The organism is Pseudooceanicola nanhaiensis DSM 18065, from assembly GCF_000688295.1.
GTDB lineage: Bacteria > Pseudomonadota > Alphaproteobacteria > Rhodobacterales > Rhodobacteraceae > Pseudooceanicola > Pseudooceanicola nanhaiensis.
Genome location: NZ_JHZF01000013.1, coordinates 1,368,487 through 1,393,708, shown reverse-complemented (window position 1 = coordinate 1,393,708; position 25,222 = coordinate 1,368,487). Strand labels below are relative to the sequence as shown.

The 25,222-nt window shown below is 67.5% G+C and carries 26 protein-coding genes; 7 read left to right on the top strand and 19 right to left on the bottom strand.

Features of this window, described 5'->3' with window-relative positions; genetic code table 11:
- Nucleotides 1-39: 39 nt before the first annotated feature.
- On the bottom strand, nt 40-495 hold the full coding sequence (locus Q344_RS0116890) for an outer membrane protein (RefSeq protein ID WP_051630709.1): 456 nt from the start codon (nt 493-495) through the stop codon (nt 40-42).
- A gap of 506 nt (nt 496-1,001) precedes the next feature.
- Between Q344_RS0116890 and argB the strand changes: the two genes are divergently transcribed.
- Genes argB through Q344_RS0116870 form a run of 4 tightly spaced genes read left to right on the top strand, consistent with a single transcriptional unit; the run spans nt 1,002 to nt 3,854 of the window.
- A complete protein-coding gene (gene argB, locus Q344_RS0116885; RefSeq protein ID WP_028287798.1) occupies nt 1,002-1,868 on the top strand; it encodes an acetylglutamate kinase in 867 nt (288 codons plus the stop codon).
- A 44-nt stretch (nt 1,869-1,912) separates the two neighbouring features.
- A complete protein-coding gene (locus tag Q344_RS0116880; protein WP_028287797.1) occupies nt 1,913-2,704 on the top strand; it encodes a sterol desaturase family protein in 792 nt (263 codons plus the stop codon).
- On the top strand, nt 2,701-3,348 hold the full coding sequence (locus Q344_RS0116875; RefSeq protein ID WP_028287796.1) for a hypothetical protein: 648 nt from the start codon (nt 2,701-2,703) through the stop codon (nt 3,346-3,348). Before Q344_RS0116880 ends, Q344_RS0116875 begins: the two co-directional genes overlap by 4 nt.
- A gap of 8 nt (nt 3,349-3,356) precedes the next feature.
- Nucleotides 3,357-3,854, top strand: a complete 498-nt coding sequence (locus Q344_RS0116870) for a SixA phosphatase family protein (RefSeq protein ID WP_028287795.1) — start codon at nt 3,357-3,359, stop codon at nt 3,852-3,854.
- A gap of 294 nt (nt 3,855-4,148) precedes the next feature.
- Here the strand turns inward: Q344_RS0116870 and Q344_RS0116865 are convergent, their stop codons facing one another.
- The 17 genes from Q344_RS0116865 to rplO all read right to left on the bottom strand — a co-directional run bounded on the left by Q344_RS0116865 (nt 4,149) and on the right by rplO (nt 20,109).
- Nucleotides 4,149-4,943, bottom strand: coding sequence for an amino acid ABC transporter ATP-binding protein (locus Q344_RS0116865; protein WP_028287794.1), 795 nt, complete (start codon nt 4,941-4,943; stop codon nt 4,149-4,151).
- Nucleotides 4,944-4,955: 12 nt separating this feature from the next.
- Nucleotides 4,956-6,260 carry an amino acid ABC transporter permease gene (locus Q344_RS0116860; RefSeq protein ID WP_028287793.1) on the bottom strand — a complete coding sequence of 435 codons (1,305 nt, stop codon included), beginning with the start codon at nt 6,258-6,260 and terminating at the stop codon, nt 4,956-4,958.
- 1 nt (nt 6,261) lies between these two features.
- Nucleotides 6,262-7,518 (bottom strand): amino acid ABC transporter permease, encoded by a 1,257-nt coding sequence (locus tag Q344_RS0116855; RefSeq protein WP_028287792.1) that lies wholly within the window; start codon nt 7,516-7,518, stop codon nt 6,262-6,264.
- A gap of 141 nt (nt 7,519-7,659) precedes the next feature.
- Nucleotides 7,660-8,679 carry an amino acid ABC transporter substrate-binding protein gene (locus tag Q344_RS0116850; RefSeq protein WP_028287791.1) on the bottom strand — a complete coding sequence of 340 codons (1,020 nt, stop codon included), beginning with the start codon at nt 8,677-8,679 and terminating at the stop codon, nt 7,660-7,662.
- 258 nt (nt 8,680-8,937) lie between these two features.
- Nucleotides 8,938-9,660, bottom strand: a complete 723-nt coding sequence (locus tag Q344_RS0116845) for an ATP12 family chaperone protein (RefSeq protein ID WP_028287790.1) — start codon at nt 9,658-9,660, stop codon at nt 8,938-8,940.
- Nucleotides 9,657-10,340 carry an HAD-IA family hydrolase gene (locus Q344_RS0116840; protein WP_028287789.1) on the bottom strand — a complete coding sequence of 228 codons (684 nt, stop codon included), beginning with the start codon at nt 10,338-10,340 and terminating at the stop codon, nt 9,657-9,659. Before Q344_RS0116840 ends, Q344_RS0116845 begins: the two co-directional genes overlap by 4 nt.
- Nucleotides 10,337-11,380: an RluA family pseudouridine synthase gene (locus Q344_RS0116835; RefSeq protein ID WP_028287788.1), complete on the bottom strand. Its 1,044-nt coding sequence runs from the start codon at nt 11,378-11,380 to the stop codon at nt 10,337-10,339. The genes Q344_RS0116840 and Q344_RS0116835 overlap by 4 nt, the downstream gene beginning before the upstream one ends.
- Nucleotides 11,377-11,757, bottom strand: a complete 381-nt coding sequence (gene crcB, locus Q344_RS0116830) for a fluoride efflux transporter CrcB (RefSeq protein ID WP_028287787.1) — start codon at nt 11,755-11,757, stop codon at nt 11,377-11,379. The genes Q344_RS0116835 and crcB overlap by 4 nt, the downstream gene beginning before the upstream one ends.
- A 137-nt stretch (nt 11,758-11,894) precedes the next feature.
- A complete protein-coding gene (locus Q344_RS0116825; RefSeq protein WP_028287786.1) occupies nt 11,895-13,205 on the bottom strand; it encodes a replication-associated recombination protein A in 1,311 nt (436 codons plus the stop codon).
- On the bottom strand, nt 13,205-14,593 hold the full coding sequence (locus Q344_RS0116820) for a trypsin-like peptidase domain-containing protein (protein WP_028287785.1): 1,389 nt from the start codon (nt 14,591-14,593) through the stop codon (nt 13,205-13,207). Before Q344_RS0116820 ends, Q344_RS0116825 begins: the two co-directional genes overlap by 1 nt.
- A 216-nt stretch (nt 14,594-14,809) precedes the next feature.
- Complete coding sequence (gene rplQ, locus Q344_RS0116815; RefSeq protein ID WP_028287784.1) at nt 14,810-15,229, bottom strand: 50S ribosomal protein L17; 420 nt, start codon at nt 15,227-15,229, stop codon at nt 14,810-14,812.
- Between the two features lie 241 nt (nt 15,230-15,470).
- A complete protein-coding gene (locus tag Q344_RS0116810; RefSeq protein ID WP_028287783.1) occupies nt 15,471-16,487 on the bottom strand; it encodes a DNA-directed RNA polymerase subunit alpha in 1,017 nt (338 codons plus the stop codon).
- A 115-nt stretch (nt 16,488-16,602) separates the two neighbouring features.
- Nucleotides 16,603-16,998 carry a 30S ribosomal protein S11 gene (gene rpsK / locus Q344_RS0116805; RefSeq protein ID WP_028287782.1) on the bottom strand — a complete coding sequence of 132 codons (396 nt, stop codon included), beginning with the start codon at nt 16,996-16,998 and terminating at the stop codon, nt 16,603-16,605.
- A 15-nt stretch (nt 16,999-17,013) separates the two neighbouring features.
- The gene (rpsM, locus tag Q344_RS0116800) at nt 17,014-17,382 is read right to left on the bottom strand and encodes a 30S ribosomal protein S13 (RefSeq protein ID WP_028287781.1); all 369 of its coding nucleotides are present in this window, start codon (nt 17,380-17,382) and stop codon (nt 17,014-17,016) included.
- Between the two features lie 200 nt (nt 17,383-17,582).
- Entirely contained in the window at nt 17,583-18,164 is a 582-nt protein-coding gene (locus Q344_RS0116795) for an adenylate kinase (RefSeq protein ID WP_028287780.1), read from the bottom strand.
- The gene (gene secY, locus Q344_RS0116790; RefSeq protein ID WP_028287779.1) at nt 18,161-19,522 is read right to left on the bottom strand and encodes a preprotein translocase subunit SecY; all 1,362 of its coding nucleotides are present in this window, start codon (nt 19,520-19,522) and stop codon (nt 18,161-18,163) included. The genes Q344_RS0116795 and secY overlap by 4 nt, the downstream gene beginning before the upstream one ends.
- Nucleotides 19,523-19,632: 110 nt before the next feature.
- The gene (rplO, locus tag Q344_RS0116785; protein WP_028287778.1) at nt 19,633-20,109 is read right to left on the bottom strand and encodes a 50S ribosomal protein L15; all 477 of its coding nucleotides are present in this window, start codon (nt 20,107-20,109) and stop codon (nt 19,633-19,635) included.
- A 388-nt stretch (nt 20,110-20,497) separates the two neighbouring features.
- On the opposite strand from rplO, the gene Q344_RS0116780 reads away from it, so the two are divergent.
- From Q344_RS0116780 to Q344_RS0116770, 3 genes are all read left to right on the top strand, one after another.
- Complete coding sequence (locus Q344_RS0116780) at nt 20,498-21,661, top strand: alpha-hydroxy acid oxidase (protein WP_028287777.1); 1,164 nt, start codon at nt 20,498-20,500, stop codon at nt 21,659-21,661.
- Between the two features lie 142 nt (nt 21,662-21,803).
- Nucleotides 21,804-22,433: a hypothetical protein gene (locus Q344_RS0116775; RefSeq protein ID WP_028287776.1), complete on the top strand. Its 630-nt coding sequence runs from the start codon at nt 21,804-21,806 to the stop codon at nt 22,431-22,433.
- A gap of 116 nt (nt 22,434-22,549) precedes the next feature.
- Entirely contained in the window at nt 22,550-23,212 is a 663-nt protein-coding gene (locus Q344_RS0116770) for a 50S ribosomal protein L25/general stress protein Ctc (RefSeq protein ID WP_028287775.1), read from the top strand.
- 123 nt (nt 23,213-23,335) lie between these two features.
- Here Q344_RS0116770 and Q344_RS0116765 read toward each other — a convergent pair whose 3' ends face one another.
- Entirely contained in the window at nt 23,336-24,958 is a 1,623-nt protein-coding gene (locus Q344_RS0116765) for a long-chain-fatty-acid--CoA ligase (RefSeq protein WP_028287774.1), read from the bottom strand.
- Between the last annotated feature and the right edge of the window lie 264 nt (nt 24,959-25,222).

Here is a 25,222-nt window from a genome sequence, read left to right as displayed (position 1 = left end):
GGGGCCCGGAAACTTCGTGTCAGATGGTCCCGACAGGGATCAGAAGCGGTAGTTCACCTTGGCTGCGATGGTGTTCGCTTCCAGGTCGCTGCCCGAGCCGTTGAAGTCGTCGAACTTGTGGTAGAGGTATTCACCACCGATCGAGACGTTTTCGTAGACCATGTATTCGGCACCGAGACCGACCACCCAGCCGGTGTCGTCGCCGATCGAGGTGTCTGCACGTGCGCCACCGGCCACACCGTAGATCAGGGTGTTGCCCATGTCGAAGCCGAGACGTGCCTTCAGGCGCATCACGCTGTCGACTTCGGTGGTGCCGATGCTGGCGTCCGAGCCGATGTAGTCGAATTCGCCACCGAGGACGAAGTTACCGAAATCGTAATCGTAACCGAGCTGACCGCCGTAGACGACACCATCGTCACCACCCGGTGCGAGGTCGAAATCGCCGTAGCCCAGCTGGACACCGCCGAAGCCGCCGGTCCAGTCAGCGCTCGGCATGACGATCGGTGCCGGTGCGACCGGAACCGGATCTGCCGGCGGGGGGCTCATGCTGCCGGCGAGAGCCGGTGCTGCGATCAGACTGCCTGCAGTCGCTGCGGAAGCAATAATGCGGAACATGTAGTTTCTCCTTCTTGCGGGCCTGCTGCCCTCGTTTTGCCCCTCCGGAGTGGCTCCGGTTCGAGACCAAAATCCTGCGCCCCCTGGTTTGTCCGGGGGCGGCATGTCCACAACCGTCACCTATGCCTTCGGTTGCACCTCCACATCCCCTTTCTTAACCTGTGGCGGATTTGCGCCACCCCCCTCCTCGCGCTCCCGTAACCGCGCGTGATTTCTGTTACATCCGGGGCAGATAGGCGGAAAATGGCCCGGAACCCTCTGATATCAGGCGCAATCCACTTCTTCGTGATCGGCGGAATTCCCCATGGCTCTTTTCGGCCCTAATTCTAAGGGCTTGGAAACACCCGCCTCGCACCGTATCAAACCCGAAACCCACGGATGTTCGCATGAGAAAACAGACCGCCATGAACCGCGACTGGATCGCCACTGCCCGAACTTTAAGCCAGGCCCTGCCGTATCTTCAGCGGTACGAGGGCGCCATCGTCGTCGTCAAATTCGGCGGTCACGCCATGGGCGACGATGAAGCGATGGAAACTTTCGCCCGCGACATCGTGCTGATGCGCCAAGTCGGCGTGAACCCGGTGATCGTCCACGGCGGCGGCCCGATGATCAACGAGATGCTCGAGAAGCTCGACATCAAGTCGGAGTTCGTGAACGGCAAGCGTGTCACCGACGAGGCGACCGTCGAGGTCGTCGAGATGGTGCTCTCGGGCCGGGTGAACAAGCGCATCGTGCAGGCGATCAGCTCGCAGGGCGGCAAGGGCGTCGGCCTCTCCGGCAAGGACGCGAACCTCATGGTCTGCGATCCGACCGACCCGGCGCTCGGCCTTGTGGGCACGCCCGCGGAATGCGACACGACGATCCTGCACGCGATGTTCAAGGCCGACATCATCCCGGTGATCGCGCCCCTGGGCATGGGCCGCAACGGCGAGACGTTCAACGTGAACGGCGACACCGCGGCGGGCGCCATCGCGGCGGCGCTGAAGGCCGACCGCCTGCTGCTGCTGACCGACGTGGCCGGGGTGAAGAACGCCGAGGGCGAGGTGATGACCGACCTCACCGCCGCCCAGATCCGCGAGATGACGGCCGACGGCACCATCGCGGGCGGCATGATCCCCAAGACGGAAACCGCGCTGATGGCGCTCGAGGGTGGGGTCCGCGCGGCGGTGATCCTCGACGGACGCGCCCCGAATGCGACGCTTCTCGAGCTCTTCACCGAGCACGGGGCGGGCTCGATCATCCGCAAGGGCTGACGCGCCGCATTGCCAAGAGCCGCGCCTGCGTCCATCCATGAGGCATGGACCATGCAACGCTTCTCAGGCTGACCGCCTTCCTCGGCCTCTTCGCGCTCTTCGCGCTGGCCGAGGCCTGGCTGCCCCGCCGCCGGCGGGTGACCGGCCGCTGGCACCGATGGGGCACGAACTGGACCATCTCGATCCTCGATGCCGGGTTGCTGCGGGGCATGGCGCTGGTCCTGCCGCTCCTTTCGGTCGGCGCGGCGATGGATGCCGAGGCGCAGGGCTGGGGGCTTTTCAACCTCACCACCTGGCCCGGCTGGATCGAGGGGCTTCTGGCCTTCCTCGCGCTCGACCTCGCGATCTGGGCGCAGCACTGGGCGACGCACAAGGTGCCCCTGCTCTGGCGGCTGCACCGGGTGCACCACGCGGACCGGGACATGGACGTCACCACCGCGATCCGCTTCCATCCGCTGGAGATCGGGCTGTCCATGCTCTGGAAGATCGCCCTGATCTACGCACTTGGCGCCCCGGCGCTGGCGGTCGTGCTCTTCGAGATCGCGCTCAACGGCTGTGCGATGTTCAACCATGCCAATATCGCCCTGCCCGGGCGCGCGGACCGCTGGCTGCGCCGGGTGCTGGTGACCCCCGACATGCACCGGGTCCACCATTCGACCGAGCAGGCGGAGCATGACACGAATTTCGGCTTCACCCTCTCGCTCTGGGACCGGGTGTTCCGCACCTACACGCCGCAGCCCGGGCGCGGGCACGAGGGGATGACGCTCGGGCTCGAATGGCAGGACGACCGCCCGGCCCGGCTGTGGTGGAGCCTGAGGCTCCCGTTCCGCAAATGACCTGGGAGGAGATCGCGCGCGCCGCCGCGGCCCATCACCTCGGCGTCTATGCGGCCCTTCACCCCGAGGCGGACCCGCACCTGCCGCAGGGCACCCGCACCCTCCTCCTGCTCGGCCCGCGGGAGCCCGGCTACTGGCCCGCCCTCACCGCCGGTCCGGAATGGCGCGACGGTCGGCCAGACCCGGTGGATCGCTGGTCGCTCCGGGTGATCGGCGCTCTGGCCGAGAGGTTCGGTGCCCGCGCCGTCTTTCCCTTCGGCGGCCCGCCCTTCCTGCCCTTCGTGTCCTGGGCGCTGGCGAGCAGCTGGGTCCAGTCCTCTCCTGTGAACCTGCTCGTCCATGGCGAGGCGGGGCTCTGGGTCTCGTTCCGGGGCGCCCTCGCCCTGCGCGAGCGGCTGGCGCTTCCGCCTCCGCCCGCGCCGCCCTGCCCCGCCTGCGCCGCGCAGCCCTGCCGCACGGCCTGCCCGGTCGCGGCGCTCACACCCGCAGGATACGACACCGCCGCCTGCAAGGCTTTCGTCACGGGGCCCGAGGGCCACGCCTGCCGGACCGGCGGCTGCCAGGTCAGATCCGCTTGCCCGGCGGGGCAGCGGCATGGCAGGCTCGCGGCGCAGTCGGCCTATCACATGACGCAGTTCCTCTGAGAGAGACCATGACACGCAGGCTGATCCTCATCCGGCACGCGAAATCGAGCTGGGCCGACCCGGGCCAGGACGACCACGAGCGTCCGCTGAACCGCCGCGGCCAGCGCTCCGCCGTGGCGATCGGCCACTGGCTGCGCGAGAAGGGCTTCCTGCCCGACCGGATCCTCTGCTCCTCGGCCGCCCGCACCCGCGAGACCTGCGCGCTGCTCGCGCTCGATCCGGAGCCGGTGATCCTGCCCGCGCTCTACCACGCCAGCCCCGAGACGCTGTTGGCCGAGCTTCAGGCGGCCGGGGGCGGCACCGTCGCGGTGATCGGCCACAACCCCGGCATCGGCACCTTCGCCGAGATGATCCTGTCCGCCCCGCCGCCGCACGGGCGGTTCTTCGATTACCCGACGGGGGCGACCCTGGTGGCGGACCTGCCGGTGGACGCGTGGTCCGAGGTCACACCGGGCGCCGGCCGGGTCGTGGATTTCATCACGCCGCGCGAACTGACGGGCGACTGACCGGCGAAGGCCGCGGACAAGGTGCGCCACCATCCTCACCGCGAACGCAAGCCCGGCCAGCACATCCCGTTTCGGCCGCCGCCTCGGCCCTCATTTCAGGACGCTTGAAATGGTCCCCACGGCCGGCCGGGGCGACTTTCTTGGCGCTGACAGGCAGCTTCACCTCCATGGGCCTGCTCCGGACTCGAAACCGCCATGGCCAGCCGAACCCATCACGCTGCATCACGCGCTCCACGCACGAAAAAGGCCCCCGCCATGGCGGGGGCCTTCCTGTTTCTCGACCCGCAGGCCGTCTCAGTGGCCGAGGATTTGCGACAGGAACAGCTTGGTGCGTTCCGAGCGGGGGTTGTTGAAGAACTCCTCCGGCTCGTTCTGTTCGACGATCTGGCCCTGGTCCATGAAGATCACGCGGTTGGCGACCTGACGCGCGAAGCCCATCTCGTGGGTCACGCAGATCATGGTCATGCCCTCCTGCGCGAGCTCGATCATGGTGTCGAGCACCTCCTTGATCATTTCGGGGTCGAGCGCCGAGGTCGGTTCGTCGAAGAGCATGATCCGCGGTTTCATGCAGAGCGAGCGCGCGATGGCGACCCGCTGCTGCTGCCCGCCCGAGAGCTGGCCGGGATACTTGCTGGCCTGCTCGGGGATCTTCACCTTCTCGAGGAAGTGCATCGCGGTTTCCTCGGCCTCCTTCTTCGGGACCTTGCGGACCCAGATCGGCGCGAGGGTGCAATTCTCGAGGATCGTCAGGTGCGGGAAGAGGTTGAAGTGCTGGAAGCACATCCCGACCTCGGACCGGATCTTGTCGATGTTCTTCAGGTCCGAGGTGAGCTCGGTCCCGTCGACCACGATCTTGCCGGTCTGGTGTTCCTCCAGCCGGTTGATGCAGCGGATCAGCGTGGACTTGCCCGAACCCGAAGGCCCGGCGATGACGATCCGCTCGCCCCGGTTCACCGTCAGGTTGATGTCCCGGAGCACGTGGAAGGTGCCGAACCACTTGTTCATGTTCACGATGTCGATGGCGACCTCGTCGCTCACCTTCATCGCGGACCGGTCGATTGCGGGCGTGTCGAATGCCGTGTCGGTCATGGTTGAAACCTCTTAGCGGTGCCCGGTCTGAAGCTTGCGCTCCAGATACATCGAGTAGCGGGACATGGAGAAACAGAAGATGAAGAAGACGGCGCCGATGAAGATGAAGAGCTCCCAGTAGATGCCGTTCCAGGCCGAGTCGGCGCGGATCGCGTTGGCGAGCCCCAGCGGGTCGAACATCGAGATGATCGAGACCAGGGTCGTGTCCTTGAATACGCCGATGAAGGTGGAGACGATGCCGGGGATCGAGATCTTCAGCGCCTGCGGCATGATGATCAGCCGCTGCGCCTGCCAGTAGTCGAGCCCGAGCGAATCGGCGCCCTCGTACTGCCCCTTCGGCAGGGCGGCGAGACCGCCCCGGATGACCTCGGCCATGTAGGCCGACGCGAAGAGCGTCACCATGATCATCACCCGCAGGATGATGTCGAAGTTGGTGCCGGGCGGCAGGAAGATGTTGAGCAGGGTCGAGGCCACGAACAGCAGGGTGATGAGGGGCACGCCGCGGATGAACTCGATGAAGCCCACGCAGAGCCATTTCACCAGCGGCAGGTCGCTGCGGCGGCCGAGCGCCAGCAGGATGCCGATCGGCAGCGAGAACAGGATCGCCGTCACGCCGATGGTGATCGACAGCATGAAGCCCCCGAACTGGCGCGACTGCACCGCTTCCAGCCCGATCGGGATCAGCCGGGCGAGGTCCGGCAGCGCGAAGGGCATGATGACCAGCCACCAGACCAGCGCCGCGAGCACCGCGGCGAGGAAGGCGAGCCCCGGGACGATGAACCTCTGCGCCAGGACGAAGACGCCGTAGCCCACCACGAAGCCGAGCGCGGCCATCACCGGGGTCCAGATCGTGCCGCCCCAGAGCAGCCACGCCCCGATGAAGGGATAGACCGCCGAGAAGGGCAGGATCTTCGGCGACACGAAGTCGGCGAAGAGGATCGGCCCGAGCGCGATCAGCAGCAGCACGAGTGCCAGGACCGGGCGCCAGTAGAGCTCCTGCGGGTAGAACCCGAAGAGGAGCTGGTTCCAGCGTTCGTGGATGACGCCCCAGCAGGCGCCCTCGTGACCCGCGAGGATCTCGCGGCACTCGGTCAGCGACGAGGCGTTCCAGGTGGGCGAGACGACCCAGGGCACGATCCCGGCCAGCAGCCAGAGCACGAAGGCGGCCGAGAGGATCGTCAGGATCGTGTTGAACCAGCCCGAGAACAGGTTGCCGCGTGCCCAGCCGACCACGCCGACCGAGGTGGACGGCGGGTCCTGCTGCATGAGCATCGTGTCGCGGACGTAGGAGACGGTATCTGCATGCGTGTTCGACATCTTACCGCTCCACCAGGGCTACGCGCGAGTTGTAGAGGTTCATCACGGCCGAGATGATCAGCGAGATGGTCAGGTAGACCAGCATCCCCAGCAGGACCGTCTCGAGCTCGCGGCCCGTCTGGTTCAGCGTGATGCCCATCAGCGTGCCGGTCACGTCCATGTAGCCGACGGCGATGGCGAGCGAGGAGTTCTTGGTCAGGTTCAGGTATTGCGAGATCAGCGGCGGGATGATGATCCGCAGCGCCTGCGGCAGCACCACGAGGCTCATCACGCGACGCGGACGCAGTCCGAGCGCCGCGGCGGCTTCGGTCTGGCCGTGCGAGACCGCCATGATGCCCGCGCGCACGATCTCGGCGACGAAGGCCGCGGTGTAGAGCGACAGCGCCAGCCACAGGGCGATCAGCGAGTTCCGCATGTAGAGCCCGCCGCCGAAGTTGAAGCCCTTGAGTTCGGGGTATTGCAGGTTGAAGCCGAGGATCGTCAGCACGGCGATCAGCGGGATCAGGATCACGCCCACCCGCAGGTGCCACGTCCGGGGCCGCACGCCGGTGCTGTTCTGGATCGCATCCGCCCGGCGGCGGATCGCGCCCGAGGCCCAGATGCCGCCCAGCAGGACCAGCAGGGCCACGACGAAGTTCAGGCTGAGGTCGAAGGCATTGCCGACCGGCAGCGCGGGCAGCCCGCGCGAGAATTCCACCGCCGGCACATAGACGCCTCGGTTGGTGATGGCGACGGTATCGAAGAACGACATCGTCGCCTCCGGGTCGTCGCCCCGGAAATCGCTCGGGGAGGGCAGGCTCTCGATCAGGATGGCCATGCAGAGCACGATCCACATCAGGACCGGCACGTTGCGGAAGATCTCGACATAGACCGTCATCAGCCGTGCGACGAGCCAGTTGCCCGAAAGGCGCAGGACGCCGACGAAGACGCCCACGACGGTGGCCGTGATGCAGCCCATCACCGCGACGAGCAGCGTGTTCAGGATCCCGACGAAGGCCGCCCTCAGGTGGGTGTCCTGCGAATTGTACGGGATCAGCGTCTGGTTGATGTCATAGCCGGCGGGCTGGTTCATGAAGCCGAAGGACGGCTCCTTCCCGAGATCCTGGAGGTTCTGCACCGTGTTGTTGATCAGCCAGCCGATCAGGGTGAGAAACAGGATGAGCGCGATGACCTGAAACGTGATCGACCGATACCGCGTATCGTAGATCAGCATCGAAAGCTTGAACGACTCCGACGGTGGGTCGGTGAGTGTAGCCATTTCTGGTGTTCCCCGTTGTTCCGGCCTTGTGCTGCGGCGTCTTGATGCGCCAGTGGCCGGATCATTGCCGCCCGGTCGTTGCGCCCCGGGTACGGCGGAAGGCGAAGGGCGCGGAAAGGATCCGCGCCCCTGCCGGTTGTCTTAGCGGAACGGCGGCGAGTAGATCAGGCCGCCATCGGTCCACTGAGCGTTCAGGCCGCGTGCGAGGCCGATCGGAGTGCTCTCGCCGATGTTCGACTCGAAGATCTCGCCGTAGTTGCCGCCGGCCGAGATCGCCTTGACGGCCCAGTCGGCTTCGAGGCCGAGCATCTCGCCCAGGTTGCCCTCGGTGCCGAGCAGACGGTTGATCTCCGGGTTGTCGCCGGCCGAAGCGGCCATCTCTGCGACATTGGCGGAGGTGATGCCCAGTTCCTCGGCCGCGACCAGCGCGTTGAGGGTCCAGCGGGTGATGTCACCCCACTCGTCGTCGCCGTGGCGGACGAGCGGCCCGAGCGGCTCTTTCGAGATGATCTCGGGCAGCACGGCGTGCGCCGAGGGATCCTCGAAGGTCGCGCGGGTGGAGGCCAGGCCGGAGGCGTCCGTCGTGTAGACGTCGCAGGCACCGGCAAGGTACTGCTGCTGCGCTTCGGCGTTCGTCTCGATCGGCACGGGCTCGTAGCTCATGTTGTTCTTGCGGAAGAAGTCCGCGAGGTTGAGCTCGGTCGTGGTGCCGGTCTGGATGCAGACGGTCGCGCCGTCCAGTTCCTTGGCCGAGGAGACGCCCAGCTCTTTCGGGACCATGAAGCCCTGACCGTCGTAGTAGTTGACGCCGACGAAGGTGAACTTCAGGTCCGCGTCGCGCGACAGGGTCCAGGTGGTGTTCCGGGCCAGCATGTCGATCTCGCCAGAGGCGAGCGCGGTGAAGCGGGTCTTGCCGGTGGTCGGCACGAATTCGACGGCCTGCGGATCACCCAGGACGGCGGCGGCGACAGCGCGGCAGACCGCGACGTCGAAGCCTTCCCAGTTGCCGTTAGCATCGGGGTTCGAGAACCCGGCGAGACCGGTGGACACGCCACAGTTCAGCTTGCCGCGCGCCTTGACGTCGTCCAGCGTGGCGGCGCCAGCTGCGCCGGCCATCAGGCCAGCGACTGTCAGCGCTCCGAAAATTGCGGTTTTCTTCATTTTTACCTCTTCCTGATTGTCCGCCTGTACGTTCTGGCGGTTAGCTCCGACCCGCCCCGGGGTCGGTGGCGAAATGCGCGACAGGAGAGCTCCCCCCGCACAGCATGGGGGAGTTTGGTCGCATTCATCTGATTTGGTCAAGGGTGTCATCACCAAAATCAATGGAGCTTCGAGGCACTTGCCCCGCCGTCAGCCATTGATTTGACCGGCTTTTCGGCACTCCGCGAAACGCATCGCTCCGCCGCGCCGGGGAAGGCGTCACAAAGTGTCGCCGGGCCCGGTGAGATCGTAGAATTGTTTCGCGTTCAGGAAGGCGGCGCGCTTGACCTCGGCGGCCTCGAAAGCCTCCTCGTCCCGGCCCCATTGTTCCTCCTGCCACAGCTCGTCGACGCGCGACCGCGCCCAGAGCTCGTCGATCGGCAGGTGGTCCCGCGTGGCGGCCAGCGCAAGCACCAGCGATCCGCTCAATGCCACGAGGTCATGAAAGGCGGCCAGCTGGAACGGCGACATCTTCCGCAGCTCGGCGTCGAGCCGTGCCAGCGCCTCGGGCGATTGCGGCGCATGCATGATCCCCGTCCGGGTCTCGAGCCGCGCGCCGTAGGTCTCCTGCGCCCAGTCGAGCAGGGGATCCCATGCGGAGGCCTGCCGCGCCACCAGCTCGTCCGGGGCCTCGGCGCGGTAGCAGAGCAGGTCGCTGTCGCCATAGGCCGAGAGCATGTCGGCGACCTCGTCGAACTGGATCGCCACCTTGTCGATGGCGGCATTGGCGGCGCGGGTGGCCGGCATCGACATCGGGTCGATCTCGGCTTCCTGCGCCTCCCACTCGGCGGCGACCGCCTCGGCCATGGCGCGGGTCGGGAGCGTCAGCGGCGCTTTCGCGGGGGTCCGCACGGGCCGAGTGTCCAGCAGGACCGAATAGCCCCCCTCGCCCGCGTCCACGTTGACCTCTTTCCAGAAGCGCTTCGCCTTCCATTCGCTCATGCCGTGGCCTCTCTTTCCAGTACCGCATCCACCGCGCCCGGCAGCTCCGCCGCCGTGGCGACGTGACGGATGGCCGAGCCAAGCTCCGTCGCCGGGTGATAGCCCCAGCCGACCGCGATCCCCGGCATCCCGGCGGCGCGCGCCATGTCCATGTCGAAGCTGGTGTCGCCGATCATCACCGAGCGCTCGGGCCCGATCCCGGTCTCCGACATCGCGGTGAGCAGCATCGAAGGGTGCGGCTTCGACGGGTGATGATCCGCCACCTGGAGCGTGAAGAAGTGATGCCGCAGCCCCTGCCCGTCGAGCAGCGCCTCGAGCCCCCGCATCGACTTGCCCGTGGCGATGCCCAGCACGGTGTGTTCCTGCGCCGCCAGAACCTCCACCGCCTCTCGGATGCCGGGATAGAGCGGCGTCGCCGCCACGCCCCCCGCCTCGCGGCGCGAGCGGAAGCCGGCGCGGTAGCCCGCGACCATCGCCGCGTGCTGCTCGGGGGTGAGCGCGGGCGCCAGTCGCGGGATCGCCACCTCGAGCGAGAGCCCGACGATCGACAGCACGACCTCGCGCGGCGGCAGGGGCGCGTCCACCACCGCGAAGGCATCCGCCATCGCCGCGAGGATATGCCCCTGGCTGTCCGAGAGCGTCCCGTCCACGTCGAAGATCACCAGGCGCGGCTGCATCATTCCTCCTCCGCGAAGGGATCCTCGGGCACGTCTTCCTCGGCCCAGCCGACCTCTTTCCAGGTCCGCGCCATGTGCTCGGGCAGCGGCGCGGTGAGCGAGAGCTGCTTCTTGGTGAAGGGATGCTCCAGCGTCAGCGAGCGCGCGTGCAGGTGCAGCTTCCGGCTCAGCTCACCGCCAAGCTGGGCGCCCCAGCCGTCGCCGAGGTTCTCCTGACCGGAGCCGCCGTATTTCCCGTCGCCGATGATCGGATGCCCCAGCTCGGCCATGTGCGCCCGCAGCTGGTGCGTGCGCCCCGTCACGGGAACCAGCGCGCACCACGAGGCGCGCTTGGCCAGCGGCGAGAGCACCGCGTAATCGGTCGTGGCGCGCTTGGCGTCCTTGGTGGAGGCGACGGCGTCCGGATGGATGCAGATCATCTTCTCGCCCTCGCCGCCCGCGCCGTGGCCCGGCGCCTTGACGAGCCCGTACTTGATCGTCCCCATCCGGGGCGCCGGCACGCCCGCGACGGCGGCCCAGTAGATCTTGCGCGTGTTGCGATGCCGGAAGCTCTCGGTCAGAGCCGCCGCCGCCTCGCGCGTCTTGGCGAGCAGCAGCAGCCCCGAGGTGTCCTTGTCCAGCCGGTGCACCAGCCGCGGCTTGTCGCCCTCACCCTCGCGCAGCCCCTCGGCCAGCGCGTCGACATGGCGGGTCAGCTTCGAGCCGCCCTGCACCGGCAGCCCCGGCGGCTTGTTCAGCGCGATGATCCACTCGTCTTCCCAGAGCACGCAGGAGCGGATGAACCGCGCGTCGGCCTCGGTCACGCGGATCTTGCGCACGGCCTGCTGCGGCTCGGGCTCGGGCAGCGGCGGGATCCGCACGTCCTGCCCGGGCTCCAGCCGCGCATTGGCCTTCACCCGGCCGCCGTCGACGCGCAGCTCGCCCTTGCGGCACATCTTCTCGATCCGGCCCTGCGGCAGGTGCGGAAACATCCGCCGCAGCCAGCGGTCGAGCCTCTGGCCGGCATCGCCCGGCCCCACGGTGATCGTCTGGACGCCGGTCATGCAAGGACACTCCGCGTGACATGGACCGCCGCGACCAGCGCGGCGATGGAAAGGGTGACCGAGAGGATGACGTAGAGCCCGGCCTGAAGGGCGGCCCCCCGCTCCCAGAGCGTGAAGGCCTCCAGCGAGAAGGCCGAGAAGGTGGTGAACCCGCCCAGCACCCCGGTCATCAGAAAGGGATTGAGGTGGGTCTGGCCGCGATGCGCGAGCAGGACCAGCAGGATCCCCATGAGCGCCGAGCCCAGGACGTTCACCGACATCACCCCGAGCGGGAAGCCGGTGACGCCGAAGGCACGCGCCAGTCCCACGCCCGCGAGGTGACGCAGCGTGGCGCCGATCGCGCCGCCGCAGGCGACTTGTATGAGGGTTCCGACCATGCCGCGTCCATCGCGCGGAGGGGGCGGATTGTCAAGCTGGGGCGCCTTTGCGGAGGGGGCGGAGGGGGCTTTCCGCCCCCCGTCGGCGCGAAGCGCCGACTCCCCCCGAGGATACATGGACCAGAGGAAGGGGGGCCTCAGCCCCGCTTCGCCCGGAGCTTCGTGAACCAGTCGAGCCGCTTCTTCAGCTCGCGTTCGAAGCCGCGCTCGACGGGCAGGTAATAGGCCTCGCGCTTCATCGTCTCGGGGAAGTAGTTCTGACCCGAGAAGCCGTCCTCGGCGTCGTGGTCATAGGCGTAGCCCGCGCCGTAGCCCTGCTCCTTCATCAGCGAGGTCGGCGCGTTCAGGATGTGCTTCGGCGGCGGCTCCGACCCGAACGACTTCGCCGAGCGCATCGCGGCCTTCCACGCGACGTAGCCCGCGTTCGACTTGGGCGCGAGCGCGAGGTACGTCACCGCCTGCGCCAGCGCAAGCTCGCCCTCGGGCGAGCCGAGGCGCTCGTAGGTCTGCCAGGCGCCGAGGCAGATCTCCTGCGCCTGCGGATCGGCGAGGCCGATGTCCTCGACCGCCATGCGGGTGATCCGCCGGGCGAGGTAGCGCGGATCCTCGCCCCCCGTCAGCATCCGCGCCAGCCAGTAGAGCGCGGCGTCGGGGTCGCTCCCCCGGACGGATTTGTGCAGCGCCGAGATCAGGTTGTAATGCTCGTCGCCCGACTTGTCGTATTTCGCCGCCCGCCGCTGTAGCCGTGCTGTCAGCTTGTCGGTCGAGAGCTTGCCCTCGACCTTCCAGGCCGCGACCTGCTCGACGAGGTTCAGGAGCGCGCGGCCGTCGCCATCGGCCATCTCCTGCAGCGCCTCGCGCGCCGCGCCGTCGAGCGGCAGGGCGACCCCCAGGTCCTTCTCGGCCCGCTGGGTCAGCAGCTCCATGTCGGCAAGCGACAGCCGCTCCAGCACCAGGACCTGGGAGCGGCTGAGGAGCGCCGAGTTCAGCTCGAACGACGGGTTCTCGGTCGTCGCGCCGACGAGGAGGATCGTCCCGTCCTCCATGTGCGGCAGGAAACCGTCCTGCTGCGCCTTGTTGAAGCGGTGGATCTCGTCGACGAAGAGCAGCGTCCCCTGCCCGTTCCGGCGCCGCATCTTGGCGGCCTCGAAGACCTTCCTCAGCTCCGGCACGCCGGTGAAGATCGCGCTGATCTGGACGAAATGCAGGTCGGTCTCGGTCGCGAGCAGCCGCGCGATGGTGGTCTTGCCCACCCCCGGCGGCCCCCAGAAGATCAGCGACGAAAGCGCGCCCGAGGCCAGCATCACGCCGAGCGGCGCTTCGGGGCCCAGGACCTGCTGCTGGCCGATCACCTCGGACAGCGCCCTGGGCCGGAGCCGGTCGGCGAGCGGACGGGGGGCGTTGGTCTCCGCCTCGTTGCCGCCGGGGCTGTCGAACAGGTCCCCCATCAGAGGCGGAACCTCAGCGACATCCGCTCCCGCCCGCGCTGGACGTCGAGCGCCAGCCAGCGGCCGGTGTCCCGCAGGGCGGCCGCGGCGGCGCGGCCATCCGCGACCGTCTCGCCGTTCACCGCAAGGATCATGTCGCCGCGCCGCAGCCCGGCCCGCAGGCCCACGGGCCCGGGATCGGTCACCACCGCGCCCGAGGCCGAGAGCGGCAGCCCGAACTCCGCCAGCACCGCCGGGTTCACCCCGCAGAGGCCCATGCCCGGGATCGGCGAGCGCTCGTCGGTCACCAGATCGCCGCGCGGCGGATCCTCGGGCGGCCTGGTCAGGCGGACCATCGTGTCGAGGGCCTCGCCCTCGCGGGAATAGCGCACGGGGACCTCGCCGCCCTCCCCCGCGACGGACATGCGATAGATCATCTCGGCCGGCGTGTTCACCGGCAGCCCGCCCACGTCGAGGATCACGTCCCCCGGCTCCAGCCCCGCCACGCCGAAGGGCGAGGCCGCATGGACCTCCGCGATCACGATTCCGCCGGGGCGGTCGAGCCCCAGCCCCTCGGCCATGGCCGCGTCCACCGGCTGCCCGTTGAGCCCGGCCCAGGGGCGATGGAAGACCTCGTTTCCGGCGCGCGCCTGCGCCACGAACTGCTTCACCAGCGAGGCGGGAATCGCGAAGCCGATCCCGTTGGACCCGCCCGATTTGGACAGGATCGAGGTGTTCACCCCGATGAGCCGGCCGTTCAGGTCGATCAGCGCGCCGCCCGAATTGCCCGGGTTGATCGGCGCGTCCGTCTGGATGAAATACCCGCGCGCGTTGCCCGTGGCCGTGCCGGACCGCGCCAGCCCCGAAACGATGCCCGACGACACCGTCTGCCCCACGCCGAACGGGTTGCCGATGGCCAGCACCAGCTCGCCCACCTCGACCCCGTCGCTGTCGCGCAGGTCCAGATGCGGCATCTCCGCCGCCTCCTCGAGCTTGAGGATCGCGAGGTCCGCCTCGGCATCCGCCATCAGCACCCGCGCGCGGAATTCCCGCCGGTCGTTCAGCACGACGCGGATGTCGTCGGCCTGCTCGACCACGTGGTTGTTCGAAACGACGATCCCGTCGGCGCTCAGGATCACGCCGGAGCCGAGCGAGTTCTGCACCTGCGGACGCGTCTGCCCGTAGTTCCGGAAGAAGTCGGAGAAGAACGGATCGTCGGCGAAGGGCGAGCGGCGGCTCTGCACCACCCGGCTCGCGTAGATGTTGACCACCGCGGGGGCGGCCTGCTTCACGACGGGCGCGAAGCTCAGCGCGATCTCGGCCTGGCTGTTGGGGACGGCGGGTTCGGTGGCCGCGACAGGCGCGGACATCATCCCGATGGCAATCACTGCGGAAAGGAACGGCTTCATGGCCGCAGGATATGCGGACCGTCCAGGGGGAATGCAAGCGCCGGCCCCCGCTTCATCCTTTCCGGGGGCTTTGCCCGTTCAAGGCTGAAAGCGTCCCCCGGACGCATCCGGGGGCGCTTTTCAGCCCTCGCCGGTGGCATACCGCCCGCGCCGCAAGGAAAAACCCCCGGTCCTGCGACCGGGGGTTCCCGAAAATGTGACGCTGTCAGGCGAGGATCAGGCCTCGGCATCGTCCTCTGCCGCGACGCGGGCCTTGTCGGCCGCGCCCTTGGCATCGACGTCGCGGTCGACGAATTCGATGATCGCCATCGGCGCCATGTCGCCGTAGCGGAAGCCGGCCTTCATGATGCGGATGTAGCCGCCCTGGCGGTCGGCGTAGCGCGGGCCGAGCACGTCGAAGAGCTTCGCGACGTATTCGTCCTGCTTCAGCTGCGAGGCGGCCTGGCGGCGGGCGTGCAGATCGCCGCGCTTGCCGAGGGTGATGAGCTTCTCGACGATCGGACGCAGCTCCTTCGCCTTGGGAAGGGTCGTCTTGATCTGTTCGTGCTCGATGAGCGAGCCGGCCATGTTCGCCCAGAGCGCCTTGCGGTGCTCATGAGTACGGTTCAGGCGGCGGTAACCACGTGCGTGACGCATTGTCTTACTCCAATCAGTGCCCTCTACGGGCGTTTTGCTTTGTCCGGCCGGCGATGCGTGTCACCGGCTCTCCTTGGGGCGCATCCGGGGAATGCGACCAGTGCGGCGGTCGAACCCGGAGGGTTCGATGAGAGGCTCCCGGTGCCGCGCCGGGAACCAACCGTGCCACCCTGCCGCGCCTTGAGGCGTGACATGGGTGGGCGGGTGGGTCACGCCTCAAGGCGCGTCCCACCCGAAACACTCAGAACTGGTCTTCGAACTTCTTGGCCAGGTCCTCGATGTTGTCCGGCGGCCAGTCCTCGACATCCATGCCGAGGTGCAGGCCCATGCCGGACAGCACTTCCTTGATCTCGTTCAGCGACTTGCGGCCGAAGTTCGGGGTGCGGAGCATCTCGGCTTCGGTCTTCTGGATCAGGTCGCCGATGTAGACGATGTTGTCGTTCTTCAGGCAGTTCGCCGAACGCACGGAGAGCTCCAGCTCGTCCACCTTCTTGAGGAGGAGCGGGTTGAACTCGAGACCGTCGTCGTCGTCCTGACGCGAGGCCGATTCCGGCTCGTCGAAGTTGACGAAGATCGACAGCTGGTCCTGCAGGATGCGCGCGGCGAAGGCCACGGCGTCATCCGGCGAGAGCGAGCCGTCGGTCTCGACCTTCATGGTCAGCTTGTCGTAGTCCAGCACCTGGCCCTCGCGGGTCGGCTGCACGTCGTAGGAGACCTTCTTGATCGGCGAGTAGATCGCGTCGATCGGGATCAGGCCGATGGGTGCGTCCTCCGGCTTGTTCTTGTCGGCGGCGACGTAGCCCTTGCCGGTGTTCACGGTCAGCTCCATGAACAGGTCGGCGCCCTCGTCGAGGTGGCAGATCACGTGGTCCTTGTTGAGGATCTCGATGCCCGCGGTCTCGGCGATGTCGGCGGCGGTCACGGCGCCCGGACCCTTCGCGTTCACCGAAAGGCGCTTCGGCCCCTCGACATCCATGCGGATCGATACACCCTTGAGGTTCAGGACGATGTCGGTGACGTCTTCACGCACACCGGCCACGCTGGAGAACTCGTGCAGCACGTTGTCGATCTGGACGGAGGTGATGGCCGCGCCCTGGAGCGACGACATCAGGACGCGCCGCAGCGCGTTGCCGAGCGTCAGGCCGAAGCCGCGCTCGAGCGGTTCCGCGACGACGGTCGCTTCCTTCTGGGGGTCGTTGCCCGGCTTGACGTCAAGCTGGGTCGGCTTGATCAGTTCGGCCCAATTCTTGTGGATCATGGATGTCTCCTCAATTCCTGTTGCGTCCCCATGTCCAAAGGTCGCAACGCCCGAGGTTGAATGACATGAGGGAGGCCGCGCTCAAGCGCAGCCTCCCGCAAGGCGGTGACCGAAATCAGACCCGGCGACGCTTCGGCGGGCGGCAGCCGTTGTGCGCGATCGGGGTCACATCACGGATCGAGGTGATGTTGAACCCGACGGCCGCCAGAGCGCGGAGCGCCGATTCACGGCCCGAACCGGGGCCCTGAACTTCGACTTCCAGCGTCTTCACGCCGTGTTCCTGCGCCTTCTTGCCTGCGTCTTCTGCAGCCATCTGAGCGGCGTAGGGGGTCGATTTCCGCGAACCCTTGAAGCCCATGGTGCCGGCGGACGACCATGCGATCGCGTTGCCCTGCACGTCCGAGATCAGGATCTTGGTGTTGTTGAACGAAGAGTTCACATGAGCAACGCCAGCGGCGATGTTCTTGGAGACCTTCTTCTTGCCGCCTGCGCGGCGCGTGTCGCGTGCCATTGGTGCAGTCTCCCCTTACTTCTTCTTGCCGGCGATCGGCTTCGCGGGGCCCTTGCGGGTCCGTGCGTTGGTGTGCGTCCGCTGACCGCGGACGGGGAGGTTGCGGCGATGGCGCAGGCCGCGGTAGCAACCGAGGTCCATCAGGCGCTTGATGTTCATCTGCGTCTCGCGGCGCAGGTCGCCCTCGACGGTGTAGTTGGCGTCGATGTGCTCGCGGATCGAGAGCACCTCGGCGTCCGACAGCTCGTTGACACGGCGGGCCGCGTCGATGCCGACGGCGTCGCAGATGTCACGGGCCGAGCTGGGGCCGATTCCGGTGATGTAGGTGAGGGCGATCGGAACCCTCTTAGCGGTCGGGATGTTAACGCCGGCGATACGTGCCACGTGTCACTTTCCTTTGGTTGCGGTTCCGTAGCTCCAGAACCTTTTTTCACAACATCTGACCAGGGGCCGTGTGCCGAAGGTCATGTCGAATTTCGGTGGTCCAAACGGGACCCGGCGGCAATGGGAATCGCCGCCGGGGTCCGGGATAGGGCTGACTATGTAAGTTTGCCCGAAGGGTCAAGACCCGATGCGGGAGCGATTCAGGATTTGTCCAGAACCCGCGCAATCGAAGCCTCGACCTCGCCGATATCCGCCAACCCGTCGACCTGCGACAGCTGGCCCTTGGCATAGTAGTAGCCGATCAGCGGAGAGGTCTTCTTGTAATACTCCATCAGGCGGACCTTCAGGCTCTCGGCATTGTCGTCCGCGCGGACCGGCTGGCCCGCGGCCGCCGCTTCCTTCGCGCGGTTGACGATCCGGTCCACGAGGACCTCGTCGTTGACCCGCAGCTCGATCGCGGCGTCAAGCCCCTGCCCCGTCTCGGTCAGCAGCGCCTCGAGCGCATCGGCCTGCGCCAGCGTGCGCGGGAAGCCGTCGAAGATGAAGCCGCCGGCGGACCGGCTTTCCAGCTTCTCGCGGATCAGGCCGATGACGATCTCGTCGGTGACAAGCTCGCCCGCGTCCATGATCGCGGCAACCTTCTTGCCCATCTCGGTCCCGGAGGTCCGTGCTTCACGCAGCATGTCGCCGGTGGACAGTTGGGTCATGTCGCGGGATGCGACAAGCTTCGCCGCCTGGGTGCCCTTGCCGGCCCCGGGCGGTCCGAGAAGAATGATGTTCATCGACGTGCAGTTCCTTTCCGTCTGCGCCCCTTGCCCTTACCGCGCAGACGCGATTTCTCGATCAGGCTTTCGTACTGGTGCGCCTGCAGGTGGCTGTGCACCTGCTCGATCGTGTCCATGGTCACCGAGACGACGATCAGCACCGAGGTCCCGCCGAAATAGAACGGGATCGCCAGCTGGCTGCGGAGGATCTCCGGCAGCAGGCAGACCGCCGCGAGGTAGGCCGAGCCCAGCACGAGGACGCGGTTCACCACGTATTCGAGGTATTCCGCCGTCCGCTTGCCGGGACGGATCCCCGGGACGAAACCGTTCTGGTTCTTCAGGTTGTCCGCCACGTCGTCCGATTTGAACGAGACGTTGTGGGTGTAGAAATACGCGAAGAAAACGATCATCGCGAGGAAGAACGCGAGGTAGAGCGGCTGGCCCGGCCCGAAATAGGCGAGGATCGTCGACATCAGCGGCCCGGTCTGGTTGCCCGAGAAGGTCGAGATCGTGACCGGCAGCAGCAGCAGCGAGCTGGCGAAGATCGCCGGGATGACGCCCGCCGGGTTCACCTTGATCGGCAGGTGGCTGGAGCCGCCGTCATAGACCTTCATGCCGACCTGGCGGCGGGGGTACTGGATGTGGATCTTGCGCAGCGCGCGCTCCATGAAGACCACGAAGGCGATGACCGCGACGACCATGACCATCACGCCGACGATGACGGCGGGGCTGATCGCGCCCGAGCGGCCCGAGGCGAAGAACTGCGCCAGCGCGGCCGGAACCTCGGCGATGATGCCGACGAAGATGATCAGCGAGATGCCGTTGCCCACGCCCCGCTGGGTGATCTGCTCGCCCAGCCACATCAGGAACATCGTGCCGCCGACGAGGGTGATCAGGCAGGAGACGCGGAAGAACATGCCCGGATCGGTCACCAGGTCGCCCGCCTCGAGCGACACGGCAAGGCCATAGGCCTGCATCGTCGCCAGCGCGACCGTGCCGTAGCGGGTGTACTGGTTGAGCTTCTTCTGGCCCTGCTGGCCCTCTTTCTTCAGCTGCTCCAGCGACGGCACCATGGCCGCGAGAAGCTGCACGATGATCGAGGCCGAGATGTACGGCATGATCCCGAGCGCGAAGATCCCCATCCGTCCGAGCGCGCCGCCGGTGAACATCGTCAGGATGCCGCCGAGTCCCGATGCCGCACCTTCCATGAATTCACGCAGTGCGCCGCCGTCGATGCCGGGGACCGGGATGTAGGTCCCGAGCCGGTAGATCACCAGCAGCGCGAGCGTGTAGAAGATCCGGTGACGCAGTTCAGTGGCCTTGCCGAGCGCCGCCCAGCTTGTGTTGGCCGCCATCTGTTCTGCTGCAGATACCATGCAAAGGTCTCTTTCGATGCGAGAACGCCGCCGGGGCCGTTTCCCGGCTCGGCGGCGTTTCAGGAAAACACGTAGGCTATGTAAGCGGCTCCGGAGCCGCTCACAACCACTTACTCGGCGGCGGCTGCCGCTGCCGTGACCTTCAGCGAACCGCCAGCCTTCTCGACGGCCTCGACCGCCGATTTCGAGGCGCCGGTCACCTCGAGGTTGACCTTGGTCGCGATGTCGCCCTTGGCGAGGACACGGACACCGTCAAGCTTGCGGCGCACCGCACCGGCCGCGACCAGCGCGTCCTCGGTGATGGTTGCGCCCGCGTCGAGCTTGCCGCTCTCGATGTACTTGGCGATGATGCCGAGGTTGATCACGGCGTATTTCTTCTGGTTCGGCTTGTTGAAGCCGCGCTTGGGCAGACGCTGGTAGAGCGGCATCTGGCCGCCCTCGTAGCCCTTGATGGCCACGCCCGAGCGGGATTTCTGGCCCTTGATACCACGGCCGCCCATCTTGCCCTTGCCGGAGCCGGGGCCGCGCGCAACGCGCTTTTTCTTCGGGGCCGCGCCGGGATTGTCGCGCAGTTCGTTGAGTTTCATGTCGCTTCTCCTTGCCGGACGACCTCCCCGAAGCGATTGCGGGAGGGACACGGCATGTTCATGTTGGGTCGAGTCGGGCCCATGGCGGGCCACCGGGGGCGTATAGGCGATGACGCCCGGCGGTGCAAGCGGGGCCGGACGGCAGGCGCGGCGGCGGGGCCCTCGCCGGTGGTGGCGCGGCCTTGCCCCCGGCGTCCGACCCGGCAGACCCCGGTAACGGGAGACATTTCAAGGGTCTTGCCTTGCCCGGCTCGAGCCCGGCCCGGATCTCCGCTCGAAGTCCGCCCCCGGCCGGATGCTCAGGGCCGGGCGGCGGTGCGGCACCCCCTCCCTTGCCGCCCCTCCCGCGGCCCGCTACTGCTTCGTGACGATCGAGGAGACTTCAGACATGCCCGTGATCACCTGCATCGACGACCTCAAGCGCCTGCACCGGAAGCGCACGCCGCGAATGTTCTACGATTACGCCGAGAGCGGTTCCTGGTCGGAACAGACCTTCCGCGAGAACACCTCGGACTTCCAGCAGATCCGCTTCCGCCAGCGGGTTGCCGTCGACATGTCGGACCGCTCGCTGGCCTCCGAGATGATCGGCCAGCCCGTCGCGATGCCCGTGGCCCTGGCCCCGGTGGGGTTCACCGGGATGCAGAACGCCGACGGCGAGATCAAGGCCGCCCGCGCCGCCGAGCGTTTCGGCGTGCCCTTCACCCTCTCCACCATGTCGATCTGCTCGATCGAGGACGTGGCCGAACACACGAAGAAGCCGTTCTGGTTCCAGCTCTACACCATGCGCGACGAGGATTACGTCCGCCGCCTGGTCCAGCGGGCGAAGGACGCGAAATGCTCGGCCCTCGTGATCACGCTCGACCTGCAGATCCTCGGCCAGCGGCACAAGGATCTGAAGAACGGCCTTTCGGCCCCGCCGAAGCTGACGCCCTCGACCATCGCGAACCTCGCCACCAAATGGGCCTGGGGCCTCGAGATGCTGGGCACCAGGCGCCGGCATTTCGGCAATATCGTGGGCCATGTGAAGGGCATCACCGACACCGCCGAGCTGGGGTCCTGGACCGCCGAGCAGTTCGACCCCCGTCTCGACTGGAAGAAGGTCGCACAGATCAAGGAGATGTGGGACGGCCCGGTGATCCTGAAGGGCATCCTCGACGTCGAGGACGCCAGGATGGCGGCCGAGATGGGGGCCGACGCGATCGTGGTCTCGAACCACGGCGGGCGGCAGCTCGACGGGGCGCTCAGCTCGATCCGGATGCTGGAGCCGATCCTGCAGGCGGTCGGCGACCGGGTCGAGGTGCATCTCGACAGCGGCATCCGCTCGGGCCAGGACGTGCTGAAGGCCATCGCCATGGGGGCCAAGGGCACCTACATCGGGCGCGCCTACATCCACGGGCTCGGCGCCATGGGCGAAGAAGGCGTGATGGCGGCGCTCGAGGTGATCCGCAAGGAGATGGACATCTCCATGGCGCTCTGCGGCAAGCGGGACATCAAGGAGGTCGACCGCGACATCCTGCTGGTCCCGGCCGGCTTCTCGGGCGACTGGGCCTGACCGGCGCCGCGCGACCGGCCTGCGGCCGGGTGGCCCGCAATCCACGCCCGGTGCGCCGTGCCGCGCCGGGCGGCGGCACGCTTTGACAAGCGGGAAGCGGCCCGGCACTCTCGCCGCCAGTGCCAGCCGCAAGTGACGGATCATGCTCGTTTTCACCCGCGCCAACTTCACGCTCTTCGCCGTGCCCAAGACCGGCTCGACCGCCTATCACATGGCGCTCAGCCGGCACGCCCAGATCGTGCTGGCGCGGGACACCGCGCTCAAGCACATGCCCTTGCGCAAATACGACAAGTTCTTCGCCCCCTATCTCAAGGGCGCCCATGACCTCGACCCCGAGCGGGTCGCGGTGATCCGCGATCCGCTCGAGCAGGTCCGCAGCTGGTTCCGCTACCGCAAGCGCCCCAAGGTCGCGGGCGGGCCGATGGACCTCTCGGGCATGAGCTTCGACGACTTCATCGCCGACGTCATATCGCCCAGCCCGCCCGAGCACGCGCGGATCGGCAGCCAGTGGGGCTTTCTCTCCTCGCCCGAGGGCGCGCTTCGTGTCGATCACCTGTTTGCCTACGAACGCCCGGACGTCTTCCACGCCTTCCTCGAGGACCGGCTGGGCGAAAAGGTCCGCCCCGGCCGCAAGAACGTCTCGCCCGAGGTGGACGCACCGCTCTCGCCCGAGATGGAGGCGGCCTTCGTGGCGGCCCGGCCCGAGGAATGGGCGCTCTACGAGGCGGTGATGGTGGCGGGCGGGCATCTCGTCTCGGACATCCCGCGCTGAGCGCGGCAGACGCTGCAACTTCCCCCTTTTCACCGCCCCCCATTGCGGCTATAGGCGCGGCTTCACGCGGGCATACAGCCTTGGAGGATGCCCGCATAACCAATGGAGATATACCCATGGCTGGAGAAATTCCTGATCTTCACGCCCAGGTTCGGACGGGGACAGGCAAGGGCGCCGCTCGTCAGGCTCGTCGTGACGGCCTCGTACCTGGCATCGTTTTCGGTGGTGAAAACGACCCGCTTCCGATCAACCTGCCCTTCAACGCCCTGCTGCAGAAGCTGAAGGCCGGCCGGTTCAAATCGACCCTCTTCAACCTGAAGGTCGACGGTCACGACGACGTCCGCGTCATCTGCCGCGACGTCCAGCGTGACGTGGTCAAGGACCTTCCGACCCACGTCGACCTCATGCGCCTGCGCCGCACGACGAAGATCAACCTCTTCATCCATGTCGAGTTCGAAGGCGAAGAGAAATGCCCCGGCCTCCGCAAGGGCGGCGTGCTGACGGTCGTGCGTCCGGAAGTCGAGCTGGTGGTCACCGCCGGCGACATCCCCGAGCAGATCGTGGCCGACATCTCGGGCATGGAAATCGGCGACACGCTGACGATCTCGCAGATCAAGCTGCCGGAAGGCGCCAAGCCGACGATCGACCGCGACTTCGTGATCGCGAACATCTCGGCCCCGTCGGGTCTGCGCGCCTCGGATGACGAGGACGAGGAAGAACCGACCACCGAGGTCATCGAACAGAACGTGGATACGGTCGAGGAATCCGAAGAGGAGTGATCCCCTTCCCCTCGCGATCCTGACAGGGCGGCGCTTCCGGGCGCCGCCCTTTTCCGTTCCTGTCCCGGCTCCGGCCGGTCCGCGGCGGCGGGACGGATGCCTCCGCCCCGCCCGCCCTGCCCCTCAGGCGTCGATCAGCACGTCGCCGTATTCATCGCGCAGCTTGTTCTTCATCACCTTGCCGGTCGCGCCGAGCGGCAGGTCCTTCACGAAGATGACCCGGTCGGGGATCTGCCAGTCGGCCACCTTGCCCTTGAAGGCGGCGAGCACGTCGCTTTCCTCGGGCTCGGCCCCCTCGGCCGGCACGGCGACGATCACCGGGCGCTCGTCCCATTTCGGGTGCCGCGCCGCGATCGCCGCGGCATTGGCCACGCCCGGATGCGCGATCGCGATGTTCTCGAGCTCGACGGTCGAGATCCATTCCCCGCCGGACTTGATGATGTCCTTGGAGCGGTCGCGGATGATCATGTAGCCGTCCTCGTCCAGCGTGGCGATGTCGCCGGTGTCGAACCAGCCGTCCTCGGTCAGGGCGCTCTGGTCCTGCCCGAAGTAGCTCTCGACGATCCAGTGGCCACGGATCTGCAGCTCGCCCTGCGTCTCGCCGTCGCGCGGCAGCTCCTTGCCCGCCTCGTCCACGATCCTGAGGTCGACGCCGAAGGGCGGACGCCCCTGCCCTTCCCGGATCTTCGCCTGCGCGTCTTCCGACAGGTCGCCGTGCTTCTGCAGCAGCTGGTTCAGCGTGCCGAGCGGCGAGGTCTCGGTCATGCCCCAGGCGTGGATCAGCTCCACCCCGTACTTGTCCCGGAACTCGCGGATCATGGACGGCGGCAGGGCCGAGCCGCCGACCACCGTGCGCTCCATCGAGGCCGCCTTGGAGCCGGTCTTCTCGAGCCCGGCGAGCAGGCCCATCCAGATCGTCGGCACGCCGAGCGAGAGCGTCACCTGCTCCGCGTCGATCAGCCGGGCGAGGCTCTCGCCGTCGAGCTTCGGCCCCGGCAGCACGATCTTCGCGCCGGTGGCGGCGGCGATGTAGGGCGTGCCCCAGGCCGCGACGTGGAACATCGGCACGACCGGCATCACCACGTCGCGGGCCGCCATGGCGATCCCGTCGGGCTGGTTGCCCGCCAGCGTGTGCAGCACGGTCGAACGGTGCGTGTACTGCACGCCCTTCGGATTGCCCGTCGTCCCGGAGGTGTAGCAGAGCGTGGCGGGCGCGTTTTCGTCAAGCTCGGGCCAGGCGGCGTCGGCGGACCCGGTCTCGAGCAGTTCATCGTAGAAGATCAGGCCATCGACCATCGCCGCGGCCTCGTCGTCGCGCGGGCCCATCAGGACGAAGTGGCGCACGGTCTTCAGATGCGCGCCCAGCTTGGCGGCCACCGGCAGGAAGGTCCGGTCGAGGAAGAGGATCTGATCCTCGGCATGGTTGATGATGTAGATCATCTGCTCGGGCGTGAGCCGCGGGTTGATCGTGTGGGTCACCCGGCCGCCGCCCGAGGCGCCGAAATAGATCTCCAGATGCCGGCGGTTGTTCCACGCGATCGTGCCGCAGCGCGCGCCCGGGTCGATGCCCAGACGGTCGAGCGCCGAGGTAAGCCTGCGGGCATTCGCCGCCACCGCGCCCCAGGTCGAGCGGTCGACCGAGCCGTCGGTCTCGACCGAAACGACCTCGGTCCCGGCGTGGTACTTGCCGGCATGCACGATCAGCGAGGTGATCGTGAGCGGCTGGTGCATCATCGTGCCATTCATCTTCATGTCCTTCCCTTGCGAGGCCGTCCCGCGGTCTCTGTTTCCCGGCCCGGCGGGGCGGGTCGTGGCGGCCCGGACACGCGCGGCGGCCCCTCGGGGCAGCCTCTGCCCCGTCGGTCCCGCCCTTGCGTCGCGCCGTCCATGTGTTGAAATCCTCCCTCGCCCGGCCTCCTCGCCCGGCAGAAGGTTGCTAACAACAAACCTCGGCAGGGGTCCAGTTCTTCCGTCCGGATCGGCCCCGCGCCGTCGCGTCCTTTGCCGAGG